Origin of the sequence: Streptomyces sp. NPDC088812, from assembly GCF_044750285.1 — a bacterium.
GTDB lineage: Bacteria > Actinomycetota > Actinomycetes > Streptomycetales > Streptomycetaceae > Streptomyces.
In genome coordinates this window covers 304,298-318,335 of sequence record NZ_JBIVJP010000009.1, presented here as the reverse complement: position 1 = coordinate 318,335, position 14,038 = coordinate 304,298, and the positions used below count along the sequence as shown (strand labels likewise).

The 14,038-nt window shown below is 69.3% G+C and carries 11 protein-coding genes and 1 tRNA gene; 2 read left to right on the top strand and 10 right to left on the bottom strand.

All coding sequences use genetic code 11. The annotated features are described in order from the left end of the window. The first annotated feature begins 197 nt into the window (after window positions 1-197). Window positions 198-261: transfer RNA gene (locus ACIP67_RS18775), tRNA-Ser, on the top strand. Between the two features lie 419 nt (window positions 262-680). On the opposite strand, the gene ACIP67_RS18770 is transcribed toward ACIP67_RS18775, so the two are convergent. The 4 genes from ACIP67_RS18770 to ACIP67_RS18755 are packed head-to-tail and all read right to left on the bottom strand — an operon-like array spanning window position 681 to window position 4,131. After that, window positions 681-1,124 (bottom strand): NUDIX domain-containing protein, encoded by a 444-nt coding sequence (locus tag ACIP67_RS18770; protein WP_401692906.1) that lies wholly within the window; start codon window positions 1,122-1,124, stop codon window positions 681-683. Then, window positions 1,121-1,777 carry a dTMP kinase gene (gene tmk / locus ACIP67_RS18765; RefSeq protein WP_401692905.1) on the bottom strand — a complete coding sequence of 219 codons (657 nt, stop codon included), beginning with the start codon at window positions 1,775-1,777 and terminating at the stop codon, window positions 1,121-1,123. Before tmk ends, ACIP67_RS18770 begins: the two co-directional genes overlap by 4 nt. Then, complete coding sequence (locus ACIP67_RS18760; protein ID WP_401692904.1) at window positions 1,774-3,315, bottom strand: B12-binding domain-containing radical SAM protein; 1,542 nt, start codon at window positions 3,313-3,315, stop codon at window positions 1,774-1,776. The genes tmk and ACIP67_RS18760 overlap by 4 nt, the downstream gene beginning before the upstream one ends. Before the next feature lie 12 nt (window positions 3,316-3,327). After that, a complete protein-coding gene (locus tag ACIP67_RS18755; RefSeq protein ID WP_401692902.1) occupies window positions 3,328-4,131 on the bottom strand; it encodes a hypothetical protein in 804 nt (267 codons plus the stop codon). Window positions 4,132-4,807: 676 nt separating this feature from the next. Between ACIP67_RS18755 and ACIP67_RS18750 the strand changes: the two genes are divergently transcribed. Beyond that, window positions 4,808-5,347, top strand: a complete 540-nt coding sequence (locus tag ACIP67_RS18750; RefSeq protein ID WP_401692901.1) for a GNAT family N-acetyltransferase — start codon at window positions 4,808-4,810, stop codon at window positions 5,345-5,347. 642 nt (window positions 5,348-5,989) lie between these two features. Here the strand turns inward: ACIP67_RS18750 and ACIP67_RS18745 are convergent. The 6 genes from ACIP67_RS18745 to ACIP67_RS18720 all read right to left on the bottom strand — a co-directional run bounded on the left by ACIP67_RS18745 (window position 5,990) and on the right by ACIP67_RS18720 (window position 14,025). Then, window positions 5,990-7,048, bottom strand: a complete 1,059-nt coding sequence (locus ACIP67_RS18745; RefSeq protein WP_401692900.1) for a hypothetical protein — start codon at window positions 7,046-7,048, stop codon at window positions 5,990-5,992. Between the two features lie 145 nt (window positions 7,049-7,193). After that, on the bottom strand, window positions 7,194-8,231 hold the full coding sequence (locus tag ACIP67_RS18740) for an ABC transporter permease (RefSeq protein WP_401692899.1): 1,038 nt from the start codon (window positions 8,229-8,231) through the stop codon (window positions 7,194-7,196). Window positions 8,232-8,279: 48 nt separating this feature from the next. After that, entirely contained in the window at window positions 8,280-8,720 is a 441-nt protein-coding gene (locus ACIP67_RS18735) for a hypothetical protein (RefSeq protein ID WP_401692898.1), read from the bottom strand. 234 nt (window positions 8,721-8,954) lie between these two features. Further along, entirely contained in the window at window positions 8,955-9,047 is a 93-nt protein-coding gene (locus ACIP67_RS18730; protein ID WP_401692896.1) for a pentapeptide repeat-containing protein, read from the bottom strand. Next, window positions 9,044-13,255: a trypsin-like peptidase domain-containing protein gene (locus ACIP67_RS18725; protein WP_401692894.1), complete on the bottom strand. Its 4,212-nt coding sequence runs from the start codon at window positions 13,253-13,255 to the stop codon at window positions 9,044-9,046. The genes ACIP67_RS18730 and ACIP67_RS18725 overlap by 4 nt, the downstream gene beginning before the upstream one ends. A 395-nt stretch (window positions 13,256-13,650) precedes the next feature. Then, the gene (locus ACIP67_RS18720; RefSeq protein WP_401692893.1) at window positions 13,651-14,025 is read right to left on the bottom strand and encodes a CU044_2847 family protein; all 375 of its coding nucleotides are present in this window, start codon (window positions 14,023-14,025) and stop codon (window positions 13,651-13,653) included. Window positions 14,026-14,038: the final 13 nt, after the last annotated feature.

Genomic DNA, 14,038 nt, shown 5'->3' with positions numbered 1-14,038 from the left:
TGACCTTGATCACCAAGGCCAGAGTCAGACGAAGATCACCAAGTGGGTCACTTTTGATCCGCCGTCAGAGGGTCAGCATTCGACCGTCGCCGAGATCGTGCCACAACCGTGCCAGATGCAGGGGTCAGCCACGGTCAACGCCGGTGCCCCGCGGTCGAGTGGCCGCCCGCTGCCTCGGCCGGCGAAGTCGCAGCTCAGCCCCCAGATCACCCCGCCTCTCTCCTAAAGCGGGTGTCGCAGGTTCGAATCCTGCCGGGGGCACACAACGCATTACCGCTCTGACCTGGGATTCATCCCCCAGGGAGGGGGCCTAATCGGCCTCGGACGGTTCGTCCGGGGCCGTTTGCGTGAGCGGACGGAGAGTTGATCTCCGAAGTATCGTTGGCGGGGTGGAGCATCTCGCCGTTCTCCTTGACGAAGACGCGGCCGGTCTCCGCCCAAGCGCGCAACCGCCGCACACACGGCGGTGCTGATCACGACCCCGCGGATAACCTGGGACTCCGGCAGCCCGACCTATAAGCCACTGGCCATCCCCGCACCAGCGAGGCCGGCCTCCCCTCCCCCAGAGACCCGGGGCCGCTGCCTTGTGCGAGGGCCCCGAACAGCCGCCATGGGGGAGAGCGGACAACCGGGATCCGAGCGACGGACGACTCCGCGCGGGGTGGAGCAGACAGGCCGGTCTACTGCCAGCCGTGTTCTGTGAGAGGGCCGCTGTCGTCGAGGTAGCCGCGCAGGCCGGCCTCCGGGTACTCGATGATGTCGTCGGGCAGGTCGTGCACGGTGAACCACTCAAGGGCGAGGCACTTCTCAGGCTCCTTGTTGACGGGCTGCCCGTCCCATTCGGTGGCCTCGAAGAAGAATCCGATCCGCTCCACCTGCGCGTCCTGCCGGTGGTGCACGGTCTGGACCAGGCGAAGGTGAGCCGGGTGGACGGTGATGCCGGTCTCCTCGTACAACTCCCGGGCGGCGCCGTCGGGAAGGGGCTCGCCTTGGTCGAGCTTGCCCGACGGCATGTGCCATCGGCCGTGACCGTAAGGGCCGCCACGCTGCGAGAAAAGGATTTTGTCGCCATCGCGGAGGATGACGTGAGTATCGATGACGGGCTGTGCCGGTTGTCCGCTCATGTTCCTTGGGGCGTCGGATGGGTGGGTGGGGTGACCGACGCTATCGGCAGAGCCGGGATGGCGTCGGCGATTCGGCGTGCTACATCCGGTGGGGTGGCATTGTTGGTGTCGAGAAGCAGCACCTTCACCCCCTGCCTCATCAGCTGGGATGCGGCATCGGCGTAAAGCTCGACTTCCCGGCCGGGCGCCGAGGGGTCGAAATGGAAGCGATGGGTGACACCGCGCGTTGCGATGCGTTCGGCGATGAGTCCCGGTTCCGCGGTGAGGATCACGGCGAGGTCCGGCAGCAGCGCGTGACGGTTGATGTCACACAGGAATTCCAAAGGCACCCCGTCGATCCGTTGCAGGACCAGCGTCGAGGGCAGGTAGCGGTCACTGATGATCAGTTCGCCAGCCCGCAGCGCAGGTTGTATCTCGCTCTCGATGTGCTCGTAGCGGTTGGCGGCCACCAGGCAAGCGAGCACGAGGCCGTGGATCTGGTTGGCGTGGCTGCGGATGAACTGGCCCAGGTCGCTGGTGGTCGGCTCGACCGTCCGCCGTGCGGGACGCCCCTGGGCGGTGAGATGGTCGTGAAGCGCCTTCACCGTCGTGGATTTGCCGACCCCGCTGGGACCGTCGATCGTCACGAACCATCCTGTGCGCTTGTCCGTCACGCGGCGACCTCCTTGGCCCCCTGGTTCCGGTCGTGCTGCTCGCGCGTGAGCATCGCCAGCGTCGCCCGGATCCGCTGGAGCGGCACGTCACCGAACTGGATGCCGACGGAGAAGTTGAACTCGTCGCGCTGTCGCATCGACTCGTCGGCGCCGTCACCCGTGAGATCGACGTGGCCGTACGCGAGGAGGGCGTCCGGGTCGTGGCCAGTCTGGATGAGGGTCTGCCAGATGGGCGTGCCTGGATAGGGGCGGAACTCGAAGACACTGGCGCGCACGTCACCCGGGTGCTGGTCGGAAATCTGCCACAGGTTGCGGATGTGGCGGACGGTCGCGTCGAGGTCTTCCTGGCTTTCACCGGGAAAGCCCAGGATGAAGTAGCCCTTGACGCCGATGCCGTGTTCGACCAGGCGGCTGGCGACGCGCTCGGTCATCTCGGCGTTGATCCGCTTGTCCATCGCCTTCAGAATGCGGTCACTGCCGGATTCGATACCGAGGGCCACTTCGCGCAGCCCATTGGAGACGAGGCGTTCGAGCTCGCTGTCGGAGACCCGGTCAAGGACGTTGATGCGGCCGGTGGCGTCCCACACGTACCGCTCGCCGATCCGGTGCCGGCTGAACGCTTTCATCTGCTCCTCGATGACGTTGCGCACACCCAGGAACAGGTCATCGACGAACCGGAAGGCGGTCACACCGTACTTGTCGTGCAGCTGGTCGAGCTCGCCGATGATGTTCTCCGGGCTGCGGACCCGGATCGTGACGTCGGGGTTGGCGCTCCAGGCGGCACCGCAGAAGGTGCAGTTGTAGGGGCAGCCACGGCTGCCGACGATGTTGGCCTCCATGTGCCCGCTGCGGACGGCGGCCTGGATCCAGTCGGCGGGGCGACGGGCGGCGAGGCGCCGGTCGGTTGCAGTGGCCGCGGCCTGGTAGGGGTCCTGGGGGAGGAAGGCACGGTTGACGTACGGCAGGGCGTTGATGTCCGGGCCGAGCATCTGGGCGCTCGTCTTCGAGTCGGCGATGCCCGCGGCCCGGGTGCCGAGCAGCGGGTCACGCCAGAGCACGCCGGGCAGCTCCCGCCGACGGGTTCCGTCCTCCAGGAGCGCGGCGACGCGCAGCTCCCCTTCGCCGAGCACGAGTGCCCGCAGGCTGGCCATGCGTGGGTCGGCCAGGACACGGTCCGGCATGGCCTTGGCGTGGTGCCCGCCGACCATGAGAGCAATGGCGGGGTGGAGTTGGGCGGCGATCCGGGCGGACATCTCGTAAGTGGGTGCGAGGAGGTTCATCGCGGCCCACCGGGGCTTGGCCCCGTTCACGATCTTCGCGGTCTCGTCGATGCCCAGACCGTGCGCCTCAGCGTCGAGGACGCCGACGTTGAAGCCGGCCTGCTGGGCGTAGGTGGCGATATAGGCCATGCCCAGCACGGGAAGCGTGTAGTCGTTGGTGCGCGGCCGCAGGGTGTAGTCGCGCAGCGGCGCGTTCACGAACAGAGCGTCGAGCTCGCGGTTGGTGTCGGCGCCCGTGAGCAGCTCTAACTGCCGCATGGATCCTCCAGGTCATGGGGCATGTGAGCCCCAGGTGAGGGTCGAGAGAGTCAGGGTGTGCAGGGCAGTGCGGTCGCTTCCGGCCCATCCGGTCCACAGCGGGCCGAACGCCTTGTCTTTCTTGTCGGGCCACGGGTGATCGGGTGCGATCTGAGCGGCCCAGGTGCGCACGGCGAGGTCGTCGTGCGGGTAGATGCTGAAGTCGCCGGTGAAGTCGGCGGCGGCCGCAGCGGCGGTCCACGGACCGATGCGGGGGATACCCGTCAGCGCGGTGACCAAATCGGCGGCGTCCAGGTGTTCCCACTCGGTGTGATGCTGCTGGTAGTCAGCAGCCGCAGCCTGCAGGACGGTGCGGTGAAACTTTGCTCCGACGCCGGTGAACTCTTCGTCGGCCAAGGCCAGGACGTCGGCGGGCGTGGGTGACACGGCGAACTCACCGAACGGACCCTGGACAGTCGTACCGAACGTGCGGCACCAGGCGCGGTACAGCTTGCGGGCCTGGTCGGTGCGTACCACCTGCCGCAGGATCGCGGTACTGATCGCGTCCCACAGCCATGGGTTGGCCAGACGCTGGGTGACGCCGAGCTCGTCGAGCCCGGCCCGCAGCGCAGCGGGGACTGTGGCGGGCAGGCAGGCAGGGTCCGTTGGGACGAACGTGGGCTTCACGTCTTCGGTGCCCTGCACACACTGCATGTGCAGGCCCTCCCTGTCGTGGGACACGACCCAGATGCCGGAGGCCGTACGGACGGCACGCGCGACTGTGCCGTTCTCCTGCGAGTGCCAGGCCGGGTGATCGGTCGTCAGCACGCCGGTCATCGATTGCTCCTCGTGTTGTGCTTTGTTTCGCCGTAGCCTCTCGCGTCACGAGGGTTCGGGGTGCCACAACCAGCACAGCCCTGGCCCTGGCTCTGCTGCTCGCCGGATCCGTTCTCGTCTGCCATGTGGCGTTCCCTTCGTCAGAGGCAGTCGGCTGCCGCCCCCTGAAGTAAGCGAGCGCCTGCAGCTTGAGGCGGTTGAGGCTCTGGTCGCACGCGTAGAGCGGGGCGTGTTGCCCACCCCACTGCACCGGGCCGAGCCAGATCACCAGGACACCGGTACGCCCGCAGCCGAGCCAGCAATCACCGGTGATCCACGGCCACTCCATGGAAGGACATCCCCTTTCTCAGCTGGTCGGGAGAGTCGATCTGGCGGCCTGGCAACTGGGAGCGCAGGCCCAGAGCTGGAACGGCAGGCCCCGATGGCGTATCTCGCCCAGCCGTCGACCGCTCGCTCCCAGTGGCCGGGCGCAGAGGGCGCAGTCCATGGCCATCTGCCGGCGAGACCGGAGTCGGGCCAGATCCGGAAGGGGCGAGGGTGCCGTGGCCGGGATGCTCACTTGCCGCCCTCGGTACGGAGTTCCGCCCAGACCTCTTTGCCCCAAGGGCGTCTGTCCGAGCCGTGCAGGTCGTATGCAGACCTGGACCGAGCACACCACCGCCTGGAGGACGGCCGCATGACCACGGCGCCCGCCATTGAACTGCGCACCTTCATCACCCACGACACCGCCCGCGGCGACCTCCTCGACGTGTACGCCGACGTACGCGCCCCGCTCCTCCACCTACCGAACTACGCGGTCACCGCGTTCGGCGAACACCTGGACCGGCACGGCACCGAGCCGGGGTTCACGGCCGTCCTCGCGTATGCAGACGGACATCCGGTCGGCTACGTGTACGGCAACACCATCGAGCACGGCGACCGCTACTGGCAGCGCACCAACCCGACGCCGGCCGAGAAGTACACCGAGCACCCCGTCGTGGCCCTGAAAGAGATCGGCGTCCGGACGACCTGGCGGAAGACCGGCACCGCCCGGCGTATCCACGACGCCCTCCTCGCCATCCGCGACGAGCCGCACGTGACGCTCATGGTCAACCCTGCCGCCGGGAACGGAAAGGTTCACGCGCTCTACAAGTCGTGGGGGTACGAGGACATCGGGCTGAGTCAACCGTCACCAGCCTCGCCGATCCTCACAGTGATGATCCGCGCCTGTCACTGACCGGCACCCGCGACAGCGCGCCGGTACCGGCGACAGGGCCTGGACGCGGCGGCCCCGGCAGCATGCGGCGACGCCCCGCTGGGGCCGTCGAGCCGGGGCCGCAGTTCATACACGCCGGACTCTCGTCCTGAGGAAGTGGGCGGCACTTCCGGCCGGGGCCAGGCGCGCGGCGCGAAGAGTTCGAGCAGGCGCCAGGGGCACCAACCAAGGGTGTTCACCGATTGGCTGGCGCGGATGCACACACATCCACTCTGATCTGGCACGCGAACCCCATCGATGCCCCCTCATCTGTTAACCGCTTGTGGCCTTACATGAGCGGCCAGGGTGGCGCGAGCCGCCACTGGTTGCGGACGGTGCGGGACTTGCCGTCACAAGCTGGTGCACCCCCCTTTACCATGTGGCGCTGATCAGGCAGAACAGCACCACATGGCAGGGCCAGGCACCCCCGGCAAGGATGCGATCCCAGTCCTAAAGCGGGTGTCGCAGGTTCGAATCCTGCCGGGGGCACCAGGGAGAAGACCTCCCCTCAACGTTGAGGGGACGTCTTTGACATCCGCGTGCCGGATCCGGCGTCCGCGGCACGGGCCGTGCGCGCGTGTTCCTTCTGTAGGCCCGCTGTCGGAGCGACAGCCGGGCGTCAGCTCACTTCTCGCGCACGTCCAATGGCCCGCTCGAGCTCGTCTGGAATTCGCGTTCGGGGCCACGTACGTTGTTCAGGACGTCCTTGCCCTGGCGGTCCACCAGTCGTGTGACGCTCTCCTGGAGTATGCCGAAGATGATGGCCCAAGCGATGATCTGGGGCCCGCTGTCCAGGTTCGAGAGGCCTGGGATGAATCCACCGTGTATCAGGACGAGGCCCATCAGGGCGGCCAAGGCTCCCACCGGGATCCGGAGGAGCACCAGCAGCAAGGGGACCGAATACGGGGTGGAGGTTCCCTGGATTCCTTTCAGGGACACTGCCGCCGCGAACGCTGCCGCGGCCGAACCGAATGCCATCACGATCAGCATGTCCTGACCGGTTTCCGTTTCCGAGGTGCCGATCGGGCATACTTGCGGCTTGAGCGGATCCGGGGTGAAGCAGATGTTCGACGCGATCGACGACGGAGACAAAAAGCCCCATAAGATGAACAGTCCAGCGATTACCGCCGTTGCGATCACGGACGCCATCAGTATGTTTCTGAAACTCCGGGCCCTCGCCCGCTCCTTCTCTTCGGCCGTCTGAGCGGCCAGCAACGTCGTGACGGCCAGTTCACGCATTTCTTTGGTGAGCCTATGGCCGTTGGCCTGGAGCAGCTCTTCCAGTTTGACACGTCGAGGGTCTTCGTCGCCCAGGTGCTGTCGGGCGTTCGCCAGCACGAACGGCCCCAGTTCACCCAGTTCGTCCTCAGGCGTGAGGCGAAGAATCTTCGCTTCTGCCCGGTGTATGTTGGCCAACGCTCGATCTATGTCCGCTCCGGAGATCATGGACCACAGGTTCTTTTTGCGATTGGCCGCCTGTCGTGCAGCGTTGAGGTGCGTTTCTATCTTGGTCGCAATCTCTTGCTCGTACGGCTCGAACCCGTGCGGTTTGAGCGACTTGATGCGGTTGAGTTGACACTGGAGTTCCGCTACGTGCGCAACGGTGCGCTGCCACCATGACGACCTGGCGTATCCGGCCACGTCCTTGTCCGCATCCAGAAATGTACCCCTGGTGGACGGCACGGCTTCCGCCTCCCATCATTTCTGGACACTTTCCATGTTAAGCGTGCTGCAAGCCGGACGCATCCCAACGGTTCCGTCGACGCTTCAAAGGTCGAGGAGTGGAATCGTCGAGCAATCAATAGGGTCCGGGAGACGGCCCGGGAGGCTATTCGCGGGTGCCGACGAGCTGAACCGTCCTGGCGCGCGATGCGGCGCTGACGGGCAGCACGGTCCCGGCCACGGCGAGCAGCGTGGACCTGGCGGTGACGGCGGTGATCGCCGCGTAGGGCACCGTGAGGGGGGCCGTGCCGAAGAGCTGGTGCAGGGCGCCCCACAGACCGGTGAGGTTGAGCGCGGTCGCGATCAGTGCCAGCGCCACCCCGATGGCGGCCACCAGGAGCGATTCGGCGATGAAGAACCGCATGACCTGTCCCGGGGTGGCTCCGGCCAGCCGGAGCACCACAAGGTCGCGTCGCCGGTCGGCGGTCGCCATGAGCAGGGTGTTGAGGATCGCGATGAAGCAGAACATCACGACGATCACGGTGACGGAGCGCTGCCGCACCTCGGTCAGGTGGCGTGCGTAGGCGCTCTCCGAGGCGACCAGCTGGTCCCTGGTGATGAGGCGGGCTCCGGTTCCGGCGACCGCCCGGCGGATCGCCGTGATCGCGGCGGTGCGGTCGGTGCCGGGCTCCAGTGCGATGTAGGCGTGCCGCGCGAGTCCGTCACGGGCGTGGATCGCGGTCCTGGCGAACCGCTGGGGCAGGTAGGCGACGTCCTCGCCGCGGAGCGCGTGGTAGGTGGCCGCGATGCGCAGGTCGGCCTCTTCGCCGTCTGCCATCAGGACCTCGATCGTCGAGCCGGCGGGCCTGCCCCACAGATCGGGCACGACCGTCGTGCTGTCGTCCAGGGCGTCCAGCGAGCCGTCGACCACCTCCAGGTCCATCATCCGCTTCAGCTCGGCACCGTCCACGACGAGCGCGCCGTTCACCTCCAGCCGGTCCTCGTCGTGGGTGTAGAGGGTGGTGAGGAGGGGGGCCGCGACCCGCACACCCTCGATGCGGGCGACGTTCTCGACGACCTGCGGGCTGATGCCCGGCGTGCCGTCGGGGGCGAGCGCGTACTCCGCCCTCACGTGGTGCTGCGGTCCGTTCTCCCGGGCGGCACCGAGCGCGTCGGTGGCCCAGGAAGCCGGAGAACGGCTCATGGACTCGATCGAGCGAGGCATCTGATCCGGGCCCGCCGGACGCGAGGACTACGCGCCGTCGCCGGCCTCTCTGTGCATCCCCATGCACAGTGCCCAGACGACGAAGACGTTGACGGCCACCAGCGTCAAGGCCCACAGGGGGTAGTACGGCACCCACAGGAAGTTGGCGAGCGCGCCCAGCCCTGCCACGAGCACGCCGAAGAAGCGCGCCCACAGCGCTCCGCTGAGCACGGCGCATCCCGCGAGGACCAGGACGACACCCAGAATCAGGTGGACCCAGCCCCAGCCCGCCAGGCTGAACTGGAACACGTAGTGACGTACGGCGCCGAACAGGTCGTCCCTGGCGATGGCCGCGATCCCCTCGAAGACCGCCATCACTCCACCGAAGATCATCAGTGCTGCGGCGAAGACGGTGGTACCGGACGTGGGCCCATGCCACGGGCGCGGGCCGACGTCGACCGACCTGGGTCGGGTGGCGTCACTGGACACGTCGGCCTCCCTGGGGTGGCAGAACCGTCCGGTCGGCAGAGCGTCCCGGACCGGATCGAACTCTCGTCCCAGCGTGGCACGACGGCACTCCGTCGGCACTCCGAAGCCGCCGCGCCAGGCGCCACGGCCGGAGCGTTCCGAAGCCTCGCCGCGCCAGGCGCCACGGCCGGAGCGTTCCGAAGCCTCGCCGCGCCAGGCGCCACGGCCGGAGCACCTCCGTCAGGGACACCCCGGTCAGGGCACCTCCGTCAGGGACACCCCGGTCAGGGACACCTCCGTCAGGGACACCCCGGTCAGGGACACCTCCGTCAGGGACACCTCGCTCAAGAACACAACGGTCGACTCGGCACCCGCACCGGAAGGCCGGCTCTCTCGTCGGCGGTGAACGGCTGGTCGCCGATCACATCGCACAGTTCGCGCCGCCACTGCGCGGGGTCGAGGCGCAGGGGTCCGCCGCCGTTGTTCGAGTCCTGGTAGATCACGCTCCTGCCGTCCGGGGTCATGTCACGGAAGACGTACGAGCCGTCCGACAGGATGCCGTCGGAGGGCGCGCGCCCGAAGTCGTACGACTCGCGGGAGACGCTGCTGCCGACCTCGTAGATCCGTACGGAGCTGTTCGCGGCCACGGCGAAGCCGCCCTCCCTGTCGATGAACCCGGCCACGTACGGCGTCGCGGAGGTCTCGGACACGCTGCGCAGCGGGCCCAGTTCCTTGCGCAGCGGGTCGCGTCGCCACAGTTCCACGATGCCGCCGCTGCGCAGGACGGCGAAGTAGCGTCCGCTGGGGTCGAACTGGGTGGCGACGGCGTCCTCGGGTACCTTCACGGTCGTCGTCGTGCGTCCCGTCCTGAGGTCGACGACACGGACCGTGCGGTCGCCCCAGAGGAGCACGGCCACCTGGTCGTCCCCCGGGTAGAGGGCGACGTGCGTCGACTCCGGAGTCTCCGCGCCGGGGCTCTTGGCGATGAGGGTCTCGATGTCGAAGTCGGCGAGTTCCTCGCCCGTGCGCGCGTCCCACTGCTGCACCGCCGTCCCGGAGACGGTCACGAGGTGTCCGTTCCGGTCGAAGAAGTAGTGGAAGTCGGAGGTGGACGGTGGTTTGGGGACAGTGATCCGGGCCGTCCTGCCCAGTGTGGACACCTTCCGGACGGAGATGGTGTTCTCCGCGTCCCAGTCGGCCAGGAGGGTCCGGTCCGGGTTGAGCACCAGCTGGTAGCCCTCGGGGTACCAGTACGGTCGCGGGCGGCTCGCCTCGGCCATCGGCGGGTCGACCGCGGTGGCCGTCACGGAGTGGACCTGGAGGCTCGCGCCGTCGTCCACGAGGCTGATCATCTCGCCGCCGTCCGCGCTGAGCTTCTGTTCGCTCACGTGGAAGAAGTTGCGCTCGTCGGGCAGTTCGACGTAGTTGATCAGTGAGTCGCCGTGTCCGGCGACGTACAGTGAGCCGCCGCTGGACACGAGGTCCCACGCGGTCGCCGTGACCTCGCCGAGCTGGGTGGCCTGGCTGATCAGCTCGCCCTGGGAGAGGTCCACCAGCGACAGGGTGTCCCCGTTGGCCGTGGCGATGCGGCGCCCGGTCGGGTCGACGCCCTGCATCTCGCAGCTGCTGTAGTCGTCCCCGTCGTAGCGGCGCCCCTGCCGGGCACCGTCGGAGATCCGCCGCAGGGTGTACGACGCGGCGGAGTCGCCTCTGCGGCAGACGACGACGGACGACCGGTCGCCCGAGACCAGGACCTCGTCGGCGTCGCGCACGACGGTCCGGCTCCTGCCGGTGGCCATGTCGACCTCGGCCAGGCCGACGTGGTAGTCGTCCCCGTCGTAGGCGGAGGTCTCCACCAGCAGGCTCCGGCCGCCCTGGCCGATCCACAGTTTGCCGCTCGTGTCCGCCGGCGCGGGAACAGTGCCGCCGACGGTGCCGCGGTCCAGGTCCCACCAGGCCAGGCCGTCCTCCGTGCGGGCGGCGACGATCCGTCCGTCCGTGGACATCGCGAACCCGTTCCTGCTCTCGAAGGTGTAGACGAGCAGGTCCTCCACCGCGGGCAGTTCGTGCACCGTGCCGATGAGCCGGTCGGCGTCCGGGTGCACCTCGAACCAGCCGGCCGTCTCGTCGTCGCAGATGAACGCGGCACGGCTGCCGTCGGGCGACACCATGACCTTGATCACCGCCTTGCGCGAGAACTGTTCGCTGCGCACGGTGCCGGTGAGGGAACGCACGAAGAGCGTCGCGCGGCCCAGCCTCGACCGGGCGAAGACGACGTTGCCGTCCCGGCTGGTCTGGAACTGCTCGACCGTCCCCAGCAGCCCGGAGAGCACCCGGGTGGAACCCGAGAAGGCCAGGTACTGCCGCAGCAGCTGGCTGCGCGCCTCCTGCGTGGGCGCGGTCTCGTACGCCGCGAGCGCCAGCTTCACCGACAGCACCGGGTCGAAGTCCGCCTGGTCCTGCGAGAACTGGGTCAGGGAGCGGGAGTCGGCGAGCGCCCGGCGTTCCTCGCTCTCCTGGCGCGTGTACGCGAACAGCGTGCCGAGCAGCAACGCGAGCACGGCGAGGATGCCGAAGCCGGACCGGAGCGCCCGGCGCCTGCGGGTGCGGGTGCGGTGATGTACGCGGCCGAGTTCCAGGTACTCGTGCTCGGCGGCGGTGAGCTCGGCCCCCCGGTCGTCCAGCCAGGGCTGGGCGCTCGCCAGGGCGGCGGTGGTGGGCAGCAGTTCGGGTGAGCGTCCGCCGTCGTCCCAGCGGCGCCGGTCGTGGTGCAGGGACTCCCGCCAGACCAGGAAGGAACGGTCCTCCGCGGCCCAGCCCGCCAGTTTGTCCCAGCTGGAGATGAGGGCCTCGTGGGCCAGTTCGACGGTCTCGGTGCCGTCGGCGTCGCGGCCGGTGACCAGCAGGCGGGTGGTGGCGAGCCGTTGTGCGATGCGCCATTCCGCTTCGTCCAGTTCGGTGCGCGTGACGACCCGCCGGGTGACACCGGCCGATTCCAGGGGGACGCGGATGAGCTGGGTGAACAGCCGGCGCGCCGCCTCCTCGTCGGACTCCGGGACACGGGTGGCCCAGACCTTGACGAGGTGGTCGTGCAGGGCGCCGGCGACGCCGCCGATCCTCTCGTACGCCGCGTGGGTGAGCCGTCCGTGGGTCTGCTGCTGCTCCCGCCAGAGCTGGTCGAGGGCGAAGCCGAGCAGGGGCAGCGCACCGGGTTCGGCTCCGGTGTCCTCGAGGATGCGGTCGACCAGGTGGGGCTCGTAGTGCACGCCGGGGACGGCGTCCACCGGCAGGGTGACGATGTCACGGAGCTGGTCGGTGTGCATCGGACCGAGGGCGTACGCCCGCCGCCCGTCGAACGCGTGACCGAGGCGCGGGTGGGCGAGGACCGCGCCCAGGAAGTCGGCCCGCAGGGTGGTCAGGACGCGGACCGTGTCCGGCAGGTTCTCGTCGAACAGCACCCCGGCCAGATCGTCGACGGCCGCCGCGTCGCGCGCGAGCAGTTCCTCGAACTGGTCGATCACGACCAGCAGCCGCCGGCTCCCCTGCCGTTTCAGCAGCCGCGGGACGGCATCGGCCAGGCCGTGCTCCCTGGCCAGGACCCGGGTGAGCGTGGGGACGCGGTCGAGCCGGTCCGTCTCGGACAGGCCGGGCTCCAGCAGCGACAGCAGCTCCAGGGCCAGGCCGGCCGTCGGGGTACTGCCCGCCGAGGGCCGCAGCACGATCACCGAGGTGCCGTCCGGCCGCAGTCTCGGTACGACCCCGGCCCGGGCCAGGGAGGACTTGCCCGAGCCGGAGGGGCCCACGATCGCGGTCCAGCGCTCGGCGGCGACCATCCGGGCGACCGCGTCGGACTCCGCCACACGGCCGTGGAAGACCGCGGCGTCGGCCTCCTCGAACGCCGACAGCCGCCGGAACGGCGACGGCGGCAGCACCAGGGGCCGCAGTGCGGGCCAGGCGTCCAGCAGACCGGCCGCCGGGATCAGATAGCTCGCCGGGGGCTCGCCTTCCTCGGCCAGCGCCATCATGCCGACGACGCCCTGGAGTTCCTCGTCCCACACCGGGCTGCCGCTGAAGCCGCCGGACACCCGGTAGCCGCCCTCCGCCAGATCGGCCTGGACCCATCCGTCGGCCTGCCGGGCGCGGAGCAGGGCCGAGTGCCACACACCGCCGGGACGACCCACGGGGAAACCGAACACCCGTGCGGGGTGCTGCCACACATCCGGTTCGTCCACCAGGCGGACGGGCCGGCTGCCCGGCACCACGGCGCTCAGGCGCAGCACGGCCACGTCTCCGGCGCCGGACGGCCGCGGGGGAACCCAGTGCTCGACCCTCGCCGTGACGTGCGGCGCGCCGGCGGCGGCACCGTCCGGCGTGCTTCCGGCCGGGGCCCGGAGCAGGGGGAGCGTCACCTCGATCCGGGCGTGGTCGGCGGGCTCGGTCCCCGGGGCCGTACCGAGCGCGGCGTCGATGACATGCGCGCAGGTCAGGGCCAGCTCGTCGGTGACCAGGAAGCCGAGCCCCACCGGCTCGCCCCGCCGGCCCCGGATCTGGAGCACGGCCGCGTCCAGGGCATGGACGCCCGCGTCGGCAGCGGAAGGGGGGACGGAAGCCTCGGGCCCCACAGAAGCGGCAGTCCCAGGCCCCGGGGACTCGACGGCCTCGGGCCCCGCAGAGGCGGCAGTCCCAGGCCCCGGGGACTCGACAGCCTCGGGCCCTGGGGACTCGACAGCCTCCGGTCCGGGAGCCTCGACAGCCTCAGGCCTCGTACAAGGGGCCGTCTCAGGTCCCGGAGAAGGAGCCACCTCAGGCCCCGGACAAGGAGCCGCCTCAGGCCCCGGAGACTCGACACCCTCAGGCCCCGGAGAAGGAGCCGCCTCAGGCCTCTGGGAATCAGCCGCCGAGGCGCCGGAACCGGAGGGGTCGGGCGTCGTCCGACCCGGCTCGATCGCCGTCACGGCGCCGGCTCGTCTCTCGTCGAGGCGCCCGCGGGTTCGGCGTCGGGCCTGTGCCAGACGAGCGCGACCTTGAAGTTGGCCTGCGCCGAGGTGCTCGAGATCACCACATCGGCTTCGGCCGACAGGGCCAGACCGAACTCGACGCTGATCTCGTCGGGCGCACGGGCCATGTCCCGGAAGCCGTCGACGAAGTTCTGGGCGACCGGTCTGACCGCGGCCACCATCTCGCCCAACGAGCGAGTGGCCCGCGCGACGACCTGCCCCGGTCGGGCGACCCTGACCAGGCCGTCACCGTTCGCCTCGATCTGGACCTTCACCACCTCCGCAGCCCCGTCCGCCCCGCTGACCGGCACTTCCACGAGATAGGCCACCGCTTCCCCCTTT